At 27.8% G+C, this 15,746-nt stretch carries 17 protein-coding genes, 1 pseudogene and 1 other annotated feature; of the genes and pseudogenes, 11 read left to right on the forward strand and 7 right to left on the reverse strand.

The window, feature by feature from the left end; genetic code table 11:
• Positions 1-40: 40 nt before the first annotated feature.
• Positions 41-289, reverse strand: coding sequence for an ABC transporter substrate-binding protein (locus NT01CX_RS04205; protein ID WP_011721805.1), 249 nt, complete (start codon positions 287-289; stop codon positions 41-43).
• A 90-nt stretch (positions 290-379) separates the two neighbouring features.
• Here NT01CX_RS04205 and NT01CX_RS04210 point away from each other — a divergent pair.
• The 4 genes and pseudogenes from NT01CX_RS04210 to pfkB all read left to right on the forward strand — a co-directional run.
• Positions 380-793 (forward strand): annotated as a pseudogene (locus tag NT01CX_RS04210) (hypothetical protein); the annotation flags it as partial.
• A 281-nt stretch (positions 794-1,074) separates the two neighbouring features.
• Positions 1,075-1,581, forward strand: a complete 507-nt coding sequence (locus NT01CX_RS04215; protein WP_039238982.1) for a DUF4829 domain-containing protein — start codon at positions 1,075-1,077, stop codon at positions 1,579-1,581.
• A 73-nt stretch (positions 1,582-1,654) separates the two neighbouring features.
• Positions 1,655-2,572: a polysaccharide deacetylase family protein gene (locus NT01CX_RS04220; protein WP_011721808.1), complete on the forward strand. Its 918-nt coding sequence runs from the start codon at positions 1,655-1,657 to the stop codon at positions 2,570-2,572.
• 334 nt (positions 2,573-2,906) lie between these two features.
• Complete coding sequence (pfkB, locus tag NT01CX_RS04225) at positions 2,907-3,830, forward strand: 1-phosphofructokinase (RefSeq protein ID WP_011721809.1); 924 nt, start codon at positions 2,907-2,909, stop codon at positions 3,828-3,830.
• 47 nt (positions 3,831-3,877) lie between these two features.
• On the opposite strand, the gene NT01CX_RS04230 is transcribed toward pfkB, so the two are convergent.
• Complete coding sequence (locus NT01CX_RS04230) at positions 3,878-4,408, reverse strand: hypothetical protein (protein WP_011721810.1); 531 nt, start codon at positions 4,406-4,408, stop codon at positions 3,878-3,880.
• A gap of 140 nt (positions 4,409-4,548) precedes the next feature.
• Positions 4,549-4,762: a binding site (T-box leader), on the forward strand.
• A gap of 69 nt (positions 4,763-4,831) precedes the next feature.
• On the opposite strand from NT01CX_RS04230, the gene NT01CX_RS04235 reads away from it, so the two are divergent.
• The 3 genes from NT01CX_RS04235 (at position 4,832) to NT01CX_RS04240 (ending at position 9,047) form a co-directional block, all read left to right on the forward strand.
• On the forward strand, positions 4,832-7,471 hold the full coding sequence (locus tag NT01CX_RS04235; RefSeq protein ID WP_011721811.1) for a valine--tRNA ligase: 2,640 nt from the start codon (positions 4,832-4,834) through the stop codon (positions 7,469-7,471).
• Positions 7,472-7,546: 75 nt separating this feature from the next.
• Positions 7,547-7,699 (forward strand): hypothetical protein, encoded by a 153-nt coding sequence (locus tag NT01CX_RS12230; protein WP_011721812.1) that lies wholly within the window; start codon positions 7,547-7,549, stop codon positions 7,697-7,699.
• Between the two features lie 37 nt (positions 7,700-7,736).
• A complete protein-coding gene (locus NT01CX_RS04240; protein ID WP_011721813.1) occupies positions 7,737-9,047 on the forward strand; it encodes a bifunctional folylpolyglutamate synthase/dihydrofolate synthase in 1,311 nt (436 codons plus the stop codon).
• A gap of 46 nt (positions 9,048-9,093) precedes the next feature.
• Here the strand turns inward: NT01CX_RS04240 and NT01CX_RS04245 are convergent, their stop codons facing one another.
• A complete protein-coding gene (locus tag NT01CX_RS04245; protein WP_011721814.1) occupies positions 9,094-10,200 on the reverse strand; it encodes an AI-2E family transporter in 1,107 nt (368 codons plus the stop codon).
• Between the two features lie 103 nt (positions 10,201-10,303).
• The gene (locus NT01CX_RS12235) at positions 10,304-10,447 is read right to left on the reverse strand and encodes a hypothetical protein (protein WP_187146700.1); all 144 of its coding nucleotides are present in this window, start codon (positions 10,445-10,447) and stop codon (positions 10,304-10,306) included.
• 146 nt (positions 10,448-10,593) lie between these two features.
• On the opposite strand from NT01CX_RS12235, the gene NT01CX_RS04250 reads away from it, so the two are divergent.
• Positions 10,594-11,199 carry a DNA-3-methyladenine glycosylase gene (locus NT01CX_RS04250; RefSeq protein WP_011721816.1) on the forward strand — a complete coding sequence of 202 codons (606 nt, stop codon included), beginning with the start codon at positions 10,594-10,596 and terminating at the stop codon, positions 11,197-11,199.
• A 134-nt stretch (positions 11,200-11,333) separates the two neighbouring features.
• Here the strand turns inward: NT01CX_RS04250 and NT01CX_RS04255 are convergent, their stop codons facing one another.
• The gene (locus NT01CX_RS04255; protein ID WP_011721817.1) at positions 11,334-11,591 is read right to left on the reverse strand and encodes a TIGR03905 family TSCPD domain-containing protein; all 258 of its coding nucleotides are present in this window, start codon (positions 11,589-11,591) and stop codon (positions 11,334-11,336) included.
• Between the two features lie 139 nt (positions 11,592-11,730).
• Here NT01CX_RS04255 and NT01CX_RS04260 point away from each other — a divergent pair, with 139 nt between their 5' ends.
• On the forward strand, positions 11,731-12,615 hold the full coding sequence (locus tag NT01CX_RS04260) for a YncE family protein (protein WP_011721818.1): 885 nt from the start codon (positions 11,731-11,733) through the stop codon (positions 12,613-12,615).
• An 8-nt stretch (positions 12,616-12,623) separates the two neighbouring features.
• On the opposite strand, the gene NT01CX_RS04265 is transcribed toward NT01CX_RS04260, so the two are convergent.
• On the reverse strand, positions 12,624-13,148 hold the full coding sequence (locus NT01CX_RS04265; RefSeq protein WP_011721819.1) for a DUF4364 family protein: 525 nt from the start codon (positions 13,146-13,148) through the stop codon (positions 12,624-12,626).
• A 207-nt stretch (positions 13,149-13,355) separates the two neighbouring features.
• On the opposite strand from NT01CX_RS04265, the gene pdaB reads away from it, so the two are divergent.
• Positions 13,356-14,126: a polysaccharide deacetylase family sporulation protein PdaB gene (pdaB, locus tag NT01CX_RS04270; RefSeq protein ID WP_011721820.1), complete on the forward strand. Its 771-nt coding sequence runs from the start codon at positions 13,356-13,358 to the stop codon at positions 14,124-14,126.
• Between the two features lie 177 nt (positions 14,127-14,303).
• Positions 14,304-14,966 (forward strand): single-stranded DNA-binding protein, encoded by a 663-nt coding sequence (locus NT01CX_RS04275; protein WP_011721821.1) that lies wholly within the window; start codon positions 14,304-14,306, stop codon positions 14,964-14,966.
• A 31-nt stretch (positions 14,967-14,997) separates the two neighbouring features.
• Here the strand turns inward: NT01CX_RS04275 and dapD are convergent, their stop codons facing one another.
• Positions 14,998-15,708 carry a 2,3,4,5-tetrahydropyridine-2,6-dicarboxylate N-acetyltransferase gene (dapD, locus tag NT01CX_RS04280; protein ID WP_011721822.1) on the reverse strand — a complete coding sequence of 237 codons (711 nt, stop codon included), beginning with the start codon at positions 15,706-15,708 and terminating at the stop codon, positions 14,998-15,000.
• Positions 15,709-15,746: the final 38 nt, after the last annotated feature.

Raw genomic sequence — 15,746 nt, forward strand, 5'->3', positions numbered from 1 at the left:
TTAGTTTTCCTAGGGATTTCCACCTCCAAACTCTTAAAATTTAAACTTGTGTTTTGAACATAGGAGCTTCAGCACCTTGACCAGTGGAAAGTTCAATATCTAATCCTTGTTCTTTAAAGAAACCTTCATTAATAGCTACATACATAGGAGCGTAAAAAACAGAACGAACAACTTCATTTAACTTAACCTCTTGAAGTTCGGATTCATTTTTCTTTCCGCACCCTGTAAATATAACTGATGTGAAAATAAACATAACAGCTAAGCATGTACTTAAAATTTTCTTTTTCATAGACTAGAAATTCCTCCTAATTATTCTTTATGTCACTGTATTATATGCTGGTAAGTTTTTATGGGTGAGAAAGAGTTTGAAGTATTAGAAACTAAGATAAAAAATGGACTTGAAGTTACAAAACAGGATATAATATCTTTAACATTTACTCCTATAATGGGTGGAAGCATAAGTACAGTAGATAAAATACTTAATGCTATAAATATAGTAAAGGATATAAAAAAAGATTATAAAAATGATATAGAATCAATATTATATGCCTTTGCAAATAAATTTTTAAGTGGAAAAGATTTAGAAAAGGTAAAGGAGGAATTAAGAATGACTGAACTTGGCAAAAGCTTAATACAAGAGGGAATAGAAAAGGGTAAAGATGAAGGCAAGAAAGAAAAGACTTTGGAAATCGTTAAAAAAGCAATAAAAAAAGGATTAGATAATCAAACTATAAAAGAATTAACCGATTTAGATATTGAAGAAATTGAATTAATAAGAGAAGTATTAAAATAAAAATTAAATAAGTATAAGAAAAATAGCTAGATCCAATTAGGTCTAGCTATTTTATTATTGTAAAAAAAGTTTACACAATGTAAAAGAACGTAATATTTTTGTAAAGAATAAGTATTTAAAAAGTGATAAATATAAAGTGTTAGCAAATTTAAGTAATTATAAAATTAGTAAAAGCCCCCAAATACATTTATATGCATATAAAGTAAATTTAAGGTATAATAAATATGGTAAATATAACTATATAACTTAACAGAATGTTAAAAAGTAAGGGGGGAATTAGTGTGAAAAAGATATTATCTGTAATAATTATCTGTCTGGTTGGATGTGGGTGTTTTATGGGATGTAGTAGCAAAAAAGATATACATGAAGTTAATGTGTCAAAAGTATCAACTAATCAAAATAATCTTAATGAAGTTCAAGTTATTAATGAATATTTTAAGTGTTGGAATGATAAAGATTTAGGTAAAATGGAATTATTAGAAACTGAAGAATATAAAAATAAAAAGAAAAATTTAAGCTTTAATAACTTAAAATCCGTTGGAATTATTTCTTGTAAAGAATGGGATGTTAAAGAACAAATAAAAAAAGCAATTTATGATAAGAATCAAATTAATAAATTTGATAAAGAAAATGTTAGGTGTTTTACTATACAATTTTATACAAATTCAAATGACAATAAAGAAGATAAAAACCAAAAAATTTTACAAGGTATAGTAATATTAGTTAGAAAAGATAAAAAATCTAACTGGTTAATAAGAGACGTTATGTTTAATGGTGATTTATATTAAAGGTGATGTTTTGAAGTTATAAATAAGTCTAACTATTTCAAATACAGTGTAATAACAAAAGGAGATATAAAACATGGGAAACAAAAGAATCAGACAAAATAAAAGGAGAAGAAAGGGTAAAGATTCAAGGAAGTGGATTGGAATTTTATCTGTATTTATTTTGGGTGTAGGGTTAATCAGTTTTTATAAAGGAAAACAGTATATATCAAAAACTAATAAACCTAATAAAAATGTTAAAGTGCAACAAAAGGTAGTATCAGTACATAACAATAAACCACAAAAGAAGTTTGTAGGCACAAATGATGAAGGTAAAAAATACACTTATGATGCTAAAAAGATCTCAGAAAGAATTACTAAGCGACATTATTTTAATAATGGAGAAAAAATAGTGTTTTTAACCTTTGATGACGGAAGTTCTCCATCAGTAACTCCACAGGTTTTAAAAGTATTAAAAGAAGAAGATGTTAAAGCTACATTTTTTCTTATAGGACAAGTTATAGAACAGGGTGGAGATGCGTCTAAAAAATTAGTTAAAGAGATATTTAATAGTGGACATGCTATAGCAAATCATTCATATAGTCACGATTATAATATTTTATATCCTAATAGTAAACTAGATATAGAAGCTTTTAAAAAAGATTTTGAAAAGAATGATTGTATATTAAAGAGTATTTTAGGAGAAAATTTTTCAACAAGAGTTTTAAGATGTCCAGGTGGATATAGGACTTGGAAGGGTATGAATCCATTAAATGATTATCTTAATAAAACTAATAAGGTATCTGTAGATTGGAATGCTTTAAGCAAAGATGCGGAAGGAAAACCTAAAAAAGCAGAAGAGTTAGCTGATTTAGCAATAGAAAGTAGTAAAGGAAAAGATGTAGTTATTTTATTAATGCATGATGCAAGAGGAAAAGAAGAAACAGCTAAAGCTCTTCCTAAAGTAATCAAATACTTTAAAAGTAAAGGATATAAATTTAAAACTTTATCTTAGTAAATAAAAGCTGCCTTATTAAGAATAAATACTATAATGTAGATTTCTTAGTAAGGCAGCCTTTTTTAACAATTAACGGTAACTATTTTATTATCTTCAACTTTTATAATATCTATTTTTATAAGATTATAATAACCAATAATAGTCTCCTTCTGTATTAAATTTCATATACTTAATTTAATGATAAAATATCATTTTAAAAAAGTAAATATTTATATAAAAATTTCTATGAAAGTTAAAATTATATTTATAAACTAAAATATGTAGCATATAATATATGCTATGAGGAATATTAAAATAATAAAAAATAGAATTATATAAAAGGATGATAAATATGATTTACACAGTTACATTTAATCCCTCTTTGGATTATATTGTAAGAGTAGATGAATTTAAAATAGGTGAAGTAAATAGAACAATTGGTGAGGAAATATATCCTGGTGGTAAGGGGATTAATGTTTCTATAGTTTTAAATAATTTAGGTGTTAAAAGTGTAGCATTAGGCTTTGTTTCAGGATTTACAGGAAAAGAAATAGAAAAAAGAGTTAAGGAATATGGAGTAAAAAGCAATTTTATTAAACTTAAAAATGGAAACTCTAGAATAAATGTTAAACTAAAATCTTCAGTTGAGTCGGAGATAAATGCACAGGGTGCAAAGATAGAAAAGGAAGATTTAAATGAATTTTTTTATAAACTACAAGGAGTACAGGAAGATGACTTTTTAGTTCTTTCAGGTAGTATACCAAACACAGTGCCAGAAAATATTTATGAAGATATAATGAAAAAGCTAAAGGATAAACATATAAAAGTTGTAGTAGATGCAACGTCAAATCTTTTACTAAATGTTTTAAAGTATAAACCTTTTTTAATAAAACCTAATCATCATGAACTTGGAGAATTGTTTAATACAACAATAAAAACTGATGAAGATATAATTTATTTTGGAAAGAAATTACAAAGTATGGGAGCAGAAAATGTAGTTATTTCAATGGCCGAAAAGGGTGCTATATTTATTTCATCAAGTGGAGAAGTTATAAAAAGTAAAGCTCCAAAGGGAGTGCTTAAAAATTCTGTAGGGGCAGGAGATTCAATGGTTGCAGGATTTATTTTTGGATATTTAAAAAATAAAGATTTAATGGAGGCTTTTAAATTTGGAGTTGCAACTGGAAGTGCTACTGCATTTTCTAAGGGCTTAGCTACCAAAAGTCAGGTGGAAACATTATTAAAACAAAAAATAATAGCTAAAAGAATAGAGTAATACTAGTTCTTTTAGCTATTAGCTTATATTTATTTCTAATATCATAATCATTTTTTCCATTTTGAATACAAATCTGGCCGTTTGTGTTTTAAAGTTTTAAAAAATTTTTTAGAAACTTTAAGTTTTCTAAGTCCATTAATCATGTGTTTTGGATATTTTTCTTTTCGTGAGCAATTATTTTTTAATCCTATTACTTTTAATTCTCCACTTTTGGTTATAAATATGTGAGATAAACCAGTATCAAGCCGTGTAAATTCTAGTTTTTCAAAGTTTTCTATTATATCTACTAAAGACAGTGCAAGGTTTTCATCTAGGCTATTTTTTTTTATATAATCTATAATACATATACCATTTACATATTCTCTTAGAATATATCCGGTTCTATATTCAAAAACTTTTGGAAAGTATTTATTACCACTAGCATATCTTAATATTAAATATTCACGTCTGCAATTATCAACATTTTTACATACTTTTAATACTCTATTATTAGGTGTTAAATATAGTAATTCAGTTTTACTTCTATGGAGAATTTTACATTTGTATATATTCACTCCAGCAATTATTAAACTTTTCATATTACTACCTCATTTATCAACTTAAAAAACATAAGTTAATATATATTTATAAAATAAAAACTCTTATTATTACAATATTATGAAAACAAAAAACTTGACACTTAAAAAAATAACGGTATAATAAGAAATAATTATATAATATAAAAACAGAGAAAAAGAGGAGTAGGGATAAGGAGTATTAAGAGAGGAAAGTTTATTAGCTGAGAGACTTTCTATATAAATTATCTTGAAGGTAGCTTTGGAGTTTCTTTATTGAAATAATAGTAGATAAAGACGGTGGTCACATCGTTAATTTTAATGAGTGCTTGATTGATTTCGAGAATTAAGGTGGTAACGCGCATTGTCGTCCTTTGGTGGATTGACAGTGCTTTTTTTATTTTGAAAATTATTTAATATAAAATATAAATTTAAGGAGGAGAAATAATGCAAGAAGTTAATATTGCAAAAACTTATGATCCAAAAGAATTCGAAGATAAGTTATATGAAAAATGGGAACAAAAAGGATATTTTACACCAGAAATAGATAAGACTAAAAAACCTTATACTATAATGATGCCGCCACCAAATATAACAGGACAACTTCACTTAGGTCACGCTTTAGATGGAACACTTCAAGACTTTTTAATTAGAACAAAGAGAATGCAAGGATATAGTACACTATGGTTACCAGGAGAAGACCACGCAAGTATAGCAACAGAGGTTAAGGTTGAAAAATCTCTTTTAGAACAAGGTCTACATAAAAAAGAAATGGGAAGAGAAGCATTCCTTGAAAAAGTATGGGATTGGGCTTACAAGTACAGAGACAGAATAAAAACTCAATATCAAAAGCTAGGAATTTCTGCTGACTATACAAGAGAAAGATTTACAATGGATGAAGGCTTAAATAAAGCTGTAAGAAAAGTTTTCGTTGAATTATACAACGAAGGATTAATATACAAAGGAAACAGAATAGTTAACTGGTGTCCTAAATGTCAAACTGCAATATCAGATGCAGAAATTGAATATGAAGAACAAAACGGTCACTTCTGGCACATTAAATATCCAGTAGTAGGTAGCGATGAATTCTTAGAAATAGCTACAACAAGACCAGAAACTATGCTTGGAGACACAGCAGTTGCAGTTAATCCAAATGATGAAAGATACACACACTTAATAGGTAAAAAGTTAATGCTTCCATTAGTAAATAGAGAAATACCTATAGTTGCAGATGAATATGTTGATGTAGAATTTGGAACAGGAGCAGTTAAAATAACTCCAGCCCATGATCCTAACGACTATGAAGTTGGAAAGAGACACAACCTTCCACAAGTAGTTATATTAAATAAAGATGGTAGTATAGCTGAAGGATACGGAAAATATTCAGGACTTGATAGATATGAAGCAAGAAAAGAATTAGTTAAAGATTTAGATGAAGCTGGTTTCTTAGTAAAAATAAAAGAACATGCTCATAATGTAGGAACTCACGATAGATGTGGTAGCACACTTGAACCTATGACATCAGAACAATGGTATGTTAAAATGAAGCCACTTGCAGAACCTGCTATAAAGGTTGTACGTGAAGGTGAAATTAAATTTGTACCTGAAAGATTTTCAAAGACATACTATAACTGGATGGAAAACATTCAAGATTGGTGTATTTCAAGACAATTATGGTGGGGACACAGAATCCCAGTTTGGTACTGTAAAGATTGTGGAGAAGTAATAGTATCTACAGAAGATCCAACTAAGTGTCCAAAATGCGGAAGTGAACATTTAGAACAAGACAAAGATGTACTTGATACTTGGTTCAGTTCAGCACTATGGCCATTCTCAACACTTGGATATCCAGAAAAAACTGAAGACCTTGAATACTTCTATCCAACAAACACATTAGTTACAGGATACGATATAATATTCTTCTGGGTAGCTAGAATGATATTCTCAGGACTTCACAGCATGAAGAAGATACCATTTAATACTGTATTAATTCACGGTATCGTAAGAGATAGTGAAGGAAGAAAGATGTCTAAGTCTTTAGGAAATGGTGTTGATCCTCTTGAAGTTATCGAAAAATACGGTGCAGATGCTCTAAGATTTATGTTAATCACAGGTAATGCTCCAGGAAACGATATTAGATACTACGAAGAAAAAGTAGAAGCAGCTAGAAACTTTGCAAATAAGATCTGGAATGCATCAAGATTTGTTATGATGAACCTTGACAAAGATTTAATGGAAAAATATAAAGATTGCAAAGAGTACACACTTGCAGATAAGTGGATATTATCAAGAATAAACACTGTAGTTAAAGAAGCTACTGAAAACATAGATAAGTTTGAACTTGGTATAGCAGCTCAAAAGATATACGACTTTATGTGGAACGAATTCTGTGACTGGTATATAGAACTTGTAAAACCAGCATTATATGGTGATGATGAAAAAGCTAAAGGTGTAGTATTAAATGTATTAAATGAAGTTCTAAAGAAAGGACTAAAATTATTACACCCAGTAATGCCATTTATAACAGAAGAAATCTACACTAACCTTCCAAATACAGAAGAAACTATAGTAACATCAGCTTGGCCTGTATTTGAAGAAGAATTAAGTGATGCAAAAACAGAAGAACAAATGAATTACATTATAGAAGCTATAAAATCTTTAAGAAATGTAAGATCAGAAATGAATGTTCCTCCTTCAAGAAAAGCTAAAGTTACTATATTTGCAACAGAAGGAAAAGATGCATTTAAACAAGGTACAATTTACTTTGAAAGATTAGCATCAGCATCAGAAGTTGATTTCGTAGATTCTAAAGATAGCATACCAGAAAATACAGTATCAGCTGTAACTAAGGGTGCTGAAATGTTTATGCCTCTTCTAGATCTTGTAGATATTGAAAAAGAATTAGAAAGATTAAATAAAGAAAAAGAAAAGCTACAAAAAGAAATAGAAAGAGTAGAAAAGAAACTTTCCAATGAAAAATTCGTAAGCAAAGCTCCAGAAGCAGTTGTTAATGAAGAAAGAGAAAAAGGAAAGAAATATAAAGAAATGTACGAAGCTGTAATTCAAAGAATAGAAAACTTAAAATAAACACAAAATATTTAAAATACATGGGCTATTTGTCCATGTATTTTAAAGTTAATTATAGAATAAAGGAGATAAACAATGTCAAAAAATTTAGAACTAATGAAAAAAATAATAGAGGAAAAAAAGAAAAAAAGCTCACAACAAATGTCAAAGGGAAGACCGGCTAAGCGCATCGGAGGAAGTAGAAAAGGCATTAATAGTTATAAACAAGGTGGAGTATTTGATAAGTAATTAAATTAAAATTTAAAGGTAGAATGGGGAGAATATCTTGAATTATAAAGAATGTATGAATTATATAGATGATGCTGCAAGGTTTAGTATAAATCTTGGACTGGATAGAACCAAAAGAATATTAGAACTTCTGGGAAATCCACATGATAAAATCAAATGTATACATATAGCAGGTACCAATGGAAAAGGTTCTACAACATCAATGATTAGCTCTATTTTAATTGAAGAAGGGTATAAAGTAGGTATGTATACCTCACCATATATTGAAGAGTTTGAAGAACGAATACAAATAAGTAATACTAATATTTCAAAAGAAGATTTAAGTATATGTGTAACTGAAGTTTATAATGCAGCTAATAAGATACAAGAAGAAGGATACAGTCACCCAACTCAATTTGAAATAATAACATGTGCTGCATTTTTATATTTTTATAACAAAAATGTAGATTATGCAGTTATTGAAGTTGGACTTGGAGGAAGATTTGATTCTACAAATGTAATAACTCCAATATTAAGTGTAATTTCTTCAATTAGCTATGACCACATAAAAATATTAGGTGATACTATAGAAAAAATTGCTATAGAAAAAGCAGGTATAATAAAAAATACAGTTCCTGTAGTTTTATATCCTCAATTAAAAGAAGCGGAAGATGTAATAAAAACTGTGTGCCAGGAGAGAAAATCTCCACTTAAAATGTTAGACATAGAATGTGCAAAATATATAAATTGCAATGATATAAAATTAAATGGAGAGAATATAAGAACTCAAAATATAATAGTAAATGTTGATGATAAAACTTATGACATAAATCTTTCTCTTCTTGGAAAACATCAAATATTAAATTGTGCCACTGTTTTATATGCGATTAATGAGCTTAAAAAGATGGGGGTATCAATAAAAGATACATCTATTATTAATGGACTTTTAAAAGTTAAGTGGATAGGAAGATTTGAAATTTTAAATAGAAATCCACTAGTAATATTAGATGGAGCACATAATATTGATGGAATAAAAAGTCTTAAAGAAAGTGTAGATACTTACGCTGATTATAAGGATATGGTTCTTATTTTAGGAATTTTAAATGATAAGCAAGTTGAAGATATGATTAAAGTTATAACTCCTAATGCAAAGATGGTTATATGTGTTACACCACATAGTGAAAGAGCTGAAATTGCTGGTGAACTTATGAAAAGTGTTAAACAATATAATCCTAATTGTATAGCCATTGAAGATTATAAAATAGCATATGAAACTGCACTTAAATATTGTGATTGTGATGATTTACTTTTAATATCAGGTTCTCTTTATATGATAGGAGATATGAGAAAAATAATAACTAGAAAATAAAATTAAAAAATAAAGTGTCTGACCCTTAATTAAAGGTCGGACACTTTTATGCTTTCTTAATGTTTTTAGCTTTTAATCGTCTTGTTACAAATCTTTGAAGTAAAGTTTTTATTACAGCTATTATAGGTACTCCAAGGAACATTCCAAGTACACCAAAAGTTCCACCACCAACTAAAATAGCAAGTATGATCCAGAATGGACTAACGCCTACTTTATCTCCAAGTATTTTTGGACCTAAAACCCATCCATCGAATTGTTGAAGTATAACTATAAATATAAGTACCCACACAGCTTTAATAGGACTATAGAATACTGTAATTAAAACAGCTGGTATCATACCAATGAATGGTCCAAAGTATGGTATCATATTAGTTATTCCAACAAGTAAACTAATTAATAATACATAAGGTGCTTGTAGTATTGCAAGACCAATAGCACACAAGATACCAATTATTAAAGAGTCTATTGATTTACCGATAATGTATTGAGAAAATATAACATTTACTTCATTACCGAAAGTAAGGAAAGAATCTATTGATTCTTTTTTAAATATACAATATAAAAAGTTTTTAGCATTTCTTTGAAATGATTCTTTATCTTTTAATATGTAAACAGATATTATAAATCCAAATATCATTTTTAAGAATGAAGAGGTAAAATCTATTGCATTTGATAATGCTACGTTAAGGAATGATTTTAAAGAATCTGTTAACGTAGTCGTTATATTAGTTAAACCTTTATTTGCAAACTGTATAAGCGTAGTGTTATTTGACAAATTAAATTTATTTATAGTTGCATAAAACCATGCTTGAGTTTTTATAACATATATAGGCATATCATTAAGTAATTTTCCAACATTACTTATAATAGCTGGAGATATAATGGTAACTGTAAGTGTTATAAATCCTATAAGTAATAAAAATACTATTAGTATGCTAAAACATCTTTTAAGATTAAACTTTTTTTCAAAGTATATCATTAAAGGATTTAAAATATAAGCAATACCAAATGCCCAGAAAAATGGGGTTAATATAGAAAGAACAACTGATAACCCAGAAGCAAAGACTTCTATATTGTTAATTGCTTTAAAGATTAAAGCCAAAATTATAAAAACTGGTATAACATTTATATAGGGTATTTTATTTTTCCACAATAATTTAGTGCCTCCTTTACTTAAACTTACAATTGATTATATCATCAATTTATACAATAATAAAGCGGTATATTATAAAAATATACCGCTTAGGAACTTATTGTTAACAACAGCAGCAGCAGCAGCTAAGCATTGGGGCACAACAACATGATGCAGCACCTACTCCCCAACCACCGCAACAGAATAATAATACAAGTAGAAGTATTATCCAAAGACCATCATCATAATATGGGCGACAATCTGCCATAAATAACCCTCCTTTCTTTAGGAGATTTTATGGATGTTAGAACCTCTCGGCTTGTCCTAACACTATATACTATGATGTATAAGTAAAAAGTGTTTCTATTTTTTGTAAAAAATATAAAATTTATATTTGAAATGGAGGAATATCATATGAAAAGATTAAATAGAGAATTTTATACAAGAGATACAATAGAGGTTGCAAAGGATTTATTAGGAAAAATTATTGTTGTGGAAAATGAAACAAAATTACTTGGAAAAATAGTTGAAGTAGAAGCTTATGGTGGTATTAGTGATAAAGCAGCTCATTCATATGGAAACAGAAAAACTGAAAGAACTAAAATCATGTATGAGGAAGGGGGCTATGTTTATGTATTTCAGATTTATGGTATGTACAATTGTTTAAATATAGTTTCTTCAAAAAAGGATGTTCCAGAAGCAGTTCTTATAAGAGCAGTTGAACCAATTGAAAATATAGATGACTTTAGTAAAAATAGATATGGAAAAGATTTCAACGAGTTAACTAAGTATCAACAAAAAAATATAACTAATGGACCAGGAAAGTTATGTATGGCAATGAATATTACAAAAAAATTTAATGGTTTGGATTTGTGCAAAGATAACATATACATAGTTGACAATAAAGAGGAATTTGAAATTGTAGCTTCTAAAAGGATTGGAATTGATTATGCCGAGGAAGCTAAGGATTATTTATGGAGATTTTATATTAAGGATAGTAAATATGTTTCAAAGAAATAGTTTAAACTACTAATAGTATACTATAATTTAAAAATTTACTAAAATTGTAAGGCGATAAATATTTATAAAAAAATAAAAGGATAGATATAATAATAAATTTAGTTATATCTATCCTTTTTTATTATTTTAAAATTTTATTTATCTGATTGTTTATTTTTTATTTCTTCAAGGGCTTTAGCTAATTGATCAGGACATGAAGTTCCTTTTCCTCTGCAATCTATTCCTCTAAGTTTTTCTATTATAGAGTCTATGTCCATTCCTTCAACAAGACTACAAATACCTTTTAAGTTTCCATTACATCCACCTACAAAAGAGGCATTTTTTAATTTATTGTCTTCAATCTCAAAATCTATTTGTCTTGAACAGACTCCCTTTGGTATGTACGTATACAAAATATCATCTCCTAATATAACTAATAAGTTATATTATAAAATATTAATTTATTAACCACAAGTAAACTTTCATAAAAATTAAGAAGTACAATACCATATTTGTAATATTTTACATATTATACTGTGAGGGGGTGAGAATATGGGAAAACTATATGTGTGTAATACACATTCAGATAATATATCTGTTGTAGATATAGGAGTATTTAAAGAGGAGGGAAAAATATATTCTAAAACTCCTAGCTTAGATAAAATAGGGCCCCACAGTATATGTAACTATAAAGACAAGCTACTTGTGGCTAATAGGTACAATAATACTTTGTCTATATTTGATAAAGTAAATGGAGAAGAAATAGACAATTATTTTATAGGTATGAATTGCAATGATGTAGTAGAGTACAAAGATAAGGCTTATATAATATGCGCAGATTCAAATGATGTTGTGGTTTTTAATTTGAAAACTAATTTAATAGAGGAAAAAATTCCTTGCGGAGATTTTCCAAAGAGCATAGAAATTAATAAACATAAGAAAATTATACTTATATCTAATTTTCAAGATGACAGTATTACTTTAATTGATTTAGAGGACACAAAAAATATAAAGAATATAAGGGTAGGGTCATATCCAACAAAAGCATCGTTTACAGTGGATGGCGAACATATTATAGTATGCGAAAGTAACATGGGAGGTGATATGAAAGGAAGTTTAAGTATTATTTCTTTAAAGGGACTTAGGTTATTTAATAAAATTTTAGTAGGAAAATATCCTGTTGATATGTATATAAATTCTAGTTGCAGTTTTGTATCTAATTTTGGGGATGGAACTATAAGTATAGTGGATATTAACAATTATAAAGAGATAAAAAAGATAAATGTTGGGGGTATGCCAAAGGGCATTATAAAACTAGGAGAAAGTATATATGTGGGGGATAATTATAACAATTTATTGATAAAAGCAGATTTAATTAAAGAAAATAAAAAAGTCATATCCATAGGAGGAGAACCTACTGGTATGACGTATATATGATTGGTTAATTAATCGTTTATGAGAACCTCTATAAGTTTATAGTATATTTCAGAAGAATTTTCCTTCCACTTTGCACACAAAGCTTTAGCTTGTTCATTTGAAGCCACGTTTAACTTTAGGTCAATTAAAATAGAATTATTTTCAATAGCCTTCAAATTTACAATATAATTATTTCCTTCAATCGTATATTCAGAGGAAATGGTTATTTCCTTTTTTATACTATCTAAATGTTTATTAAGGTAGGCATCTATTGCTTTCGTTTTATCTTCAGATATTCTATTTCTAAATAAGGAAAGCACCTTTAAACCTTTACTTGATATTACGATTCTATGCTTACCTTCTTGTTCTATCACATTTATAAAAAGAGCACTTTCAAGTTCACTTAAATATTGTTGAAGTGTGAAATAATTAATAAAATTGTTTTCTAAAATTATTTGAGTAATTTGATTATTGGAAATAGGAAGTTTTATATTTTCTAGTAAATAAAGCAAAAGAAGTTTATCTTCAGCTAAATCTGATGTGTTACTAAACACTTACTTCTCACTCCTTTTTGTTATATTTTATAAATTATTATAACATAAAAAGTTATAAAATAAATAATTCATTAAAATTAAATTTTTTTATTTTGTATTTTATGCTATAAAATGGAAAAGTTTATGCTTTAAAATTGCAAAAAGGAATATTTAATCTGGTTTATATATATAAATTCAATAAAGTAATTATATAAACTAGGAGGATATATGAGTGTACAAAATGTTTTAAAGTTTTTCAAAAAATATAGGTTGTTTTTTATTGCAGGAATTTTTGTGTTTTTTTCAGCTTATTTTTTAGCGTTTAGATTAAATCATGTTGAAATGGCAAGTTCTAAAGTTCAAAAATTTCCTATATATCGTGTGGATACTAAAGAAAAAAAGGTGGCTATTACTTTTGACACCAATTGGGGAACTAATAACACTAAAAAAGTTTTGGATATTTTAGATAAGTATAATGCAAAAGCTACATTTTTTTTAATGGGAACATGGATAGATAAACATCCAGAAGAAACCAAAGAAATTTTTAAAAGAGGTCATGAAATAGGAAATCACTCTAATAGTCATGCGGATTTTACTTTAATATCTGAAAGTAGAATGATTGAGGAAATAGCTGCTACTGATGCAAAATTAATAAAACTTCTAGGAAAGGATAGTAAGGTTTTTAGATTTCCTTCAGGTTCTTATAATGAAAAAGCAGTTAAGGTAGCTGAAAATACTAATCATTTTTGTATACAATGGGATGTTGACAGTATAGATTGGAAGGAAAGAGGGGCAGACATAGAGTATAATAGAGTAATGAAAAATGTTAATCCGGGATCTATTATATTATTTCACGATAATGCAAAGTATACACCAGATAATTTAGTTAGAATAATTGGGGAATTACAAAAGGAAGGATACAAGTTTGTAACTATATCGGATCTTATATATAAAGAAAATTATCATATTGATAATACTGGTTGTCAAAAATTAAATTAAATATATATTGAAAATCAATTAACAATTGTATTATAATGGAAACATAGTCAATTGTCAGATAATTAACAAAACAATTTCAAATAAGTTTATTATTTTTGTTATATTTTTAAGTTTATTTGAATATTTATATTTCAGTAAGATAAATAAAAAAGAAAACTAAGGGAGAGAGGGGTTAAGATGGACAATTTAATGTTAAACAACAAAATTTATTTAGAGGGGACTTGTGTATCAAATCTTGAATTCAGTCATGAAATGTATGGAGAGGGATTTTACACATTTAAAATTTCTGTAAATAGACTCAGCGATGTAAAGGATATCTTACCAGTTACTATTTCGGAAAGATTATTAACTGAAATAGACATAAAAGAAGGAGCAGAGTTAATAATAGAAGGTCAACTTAGATCTTATAATAAGTTTATTGAAGGATCTAATAGACTTATACTTACAGTATTTGCAAGGGATGTACAACCATGCATTGAAAAGAGCAAAAATCCAAATCAAATTTTCTTAGATGGCTATATATGCAAAGAGCCTATTTATAGAACAACTCCTTTTGGAAGGGAAATTGCAGATATATTATTAGCGGTTAATAGACCATATAATAAGTCTGATTATATACCTACAATTTCTTGGGGAAGAAATTCTAGATTTTGTAAGACATTGAATGTTGGAGATAATATAAGAGTTTGGGGAAGATTACAAAGTAGAAAGTATCAAAAGAAAGTTGGAGAAGACGAAGTTGTAACTAAGACAGCTTATGAAGTTTCTATATCAAAACTTGAATATGCTGATGAGATTGATGAAGAAATTGATAAATCAGTAGAAAACTTAGCAGAATAAAAAAAATACTTGGCTTTCGCCAAGTGTTTTTTTATTTTCTTAAATCGTCCATTAACTTAGTTTTGTCTTTAGTTTTATCATCAACAGTTTTAATTATTTTAGCAGGACTTCCAGCTACAACTACATTTTCAGGAATGTCTTCAACAACAACAGAACCTGCTGCAACAACAGAATTCTTTCCAACACGTACTCCTTCTAATATAACGGCATTTGCACCTATTAATACATTGTCTTCAATTACACAAGGTGATTTGCTAGGTGGTTCTAATACACCTGCAACAACAGCACCAGCACCCAAATGAACGTTTTTACCAAGCTTTGCACGAGCTCCAAGTACAGCGTTCATGTCTACCATAGTGCCTTCTCCGATTTCGCAGCCTATATTAATAACAGCACCCATCATAATAACAGCATTCTTACCTATAGAAACCATATCTCTTATAATTGCACCTGGTTCTATTCTAGCATCTATATTTTTAGTATCTAACATAGGTATAGCAGAATTTCTTCTATCTTGTTCTATTCTATATTTGTTTATTGAATCTTTATTTTCATCTAAAAAGTTTAAGATTTCTTGACTTTCACCAAATAGTACATAAAAATTATTTTCACCATAACATTCTATATTATTTACATTACAATTAGTAAGGTTTCCATCTACATATACTTTAAGTGGAGTGGATTTCTTTGATTCTTTTATGTATCTTGCAATTTCGTATGGATTTGTTAAATCGTAATTCATTATGTAGCCTCCTTATTATATTAAAAATATAATCTATA

It is taken from the genome of Clostridium novyi NT (assembly GCF_000014125.1).
GTDB classification, from domain to species: domain Bacteria; phylum Bacillota; class Clostridia; order Clostridiales; family Clostridiaceae; genus Clostridium_H; species Clostridium_H novyi.

What these genes read in the sequence shown, in the direction of transcription:
- NT01CX_RS04205 (WP_011721805.1), bottom strand. Translation starts at nt 289, where the DNA reads ATGAAAAAGAAAATTTTAAGTACATGCTTAGCTGTTATGTTTATTTTC.
- NT01CX_RS04260 (WP_011721818.1), top strand. Translation starts at nt 11,731, where the DNA reads ATGGGAAAACTATATGTGTGTAATACACATTCAGATAATATATCTGTT.
- NT01CX_RS04220 (WP_011721808.1), top strand. Translation starts at nt 1,655, where the DNA reads ATGGGAAACAAAAGAATCAGACAAAATAAAAGGAGAAGAAAGGGTAAA.
- NT01CX_RS12230 (WP_011721812.1), top strand. Translation starts at nt 7,547, where the DNA reads ATGTCAAAAAATTTAGAACTAATGAAAAAAATAATAGAGGAAAAAAAG.
- NT01CX_RS12235 (WP_187146700.1), bottom strand. Translation starts at nt 10,447, where the DNA reads ATGGCAGATTGTCGCCCATATTATGATGATGGTCTTTGGATAATACTT.
- pfkB (WP_011721809.1), top strand. Translation starts at nt 2,907, where the DNA reads ATGATTTACACAGTTACATTTAATCCCTCTTTGGATTATATTGTAAGA.
- dapD (WP_011721822.1), bottom strand. Translation starts at nt 15,708, where the DNA reads ATGAATTACGATTTAACAAATCCATACGAAATTGCAAGATACATAAAA.
- NT01CX_RS04250 (WP_011721816.1), top strand. Translation starts at nt 10,594, where the DNA reads ATGAAAAGATTAAATAGAGAATTTTATACAAGAGATACAATAGAGGTT.
- NT01CX_RS04235 (WP_011721811.1), top strand. Translation starts at nt 4,832, where the DNA reads ATGCAAGAAGTTAATATTGCAAAAACTTATGATCCAAAAGAATTCGAA.
- NT01CX_RS04230 (WP_011721810.1), bottom strand. Translation starts at nt 4,408, where the DNA reads ATGAAAAGTTTAATAATTGCTGGAGTGAATATATACAAATGTAAAATT.
- NT01CX_RS04275 (WP_011721821.1), top strand. Translation starts at nt 14,304, where the DNA reads ATGGACAATTTAATGTTAAACAACAAAATTTATTTAGAGGGGACTTGT.
- pdaB (WP_011721820.1), top strand. Translation starts at nt 13,356, where the DNA reads ATGAGTGTACAAAATGTTTTAAAGTTTTTCAAAAAATATAGGTTGTTT.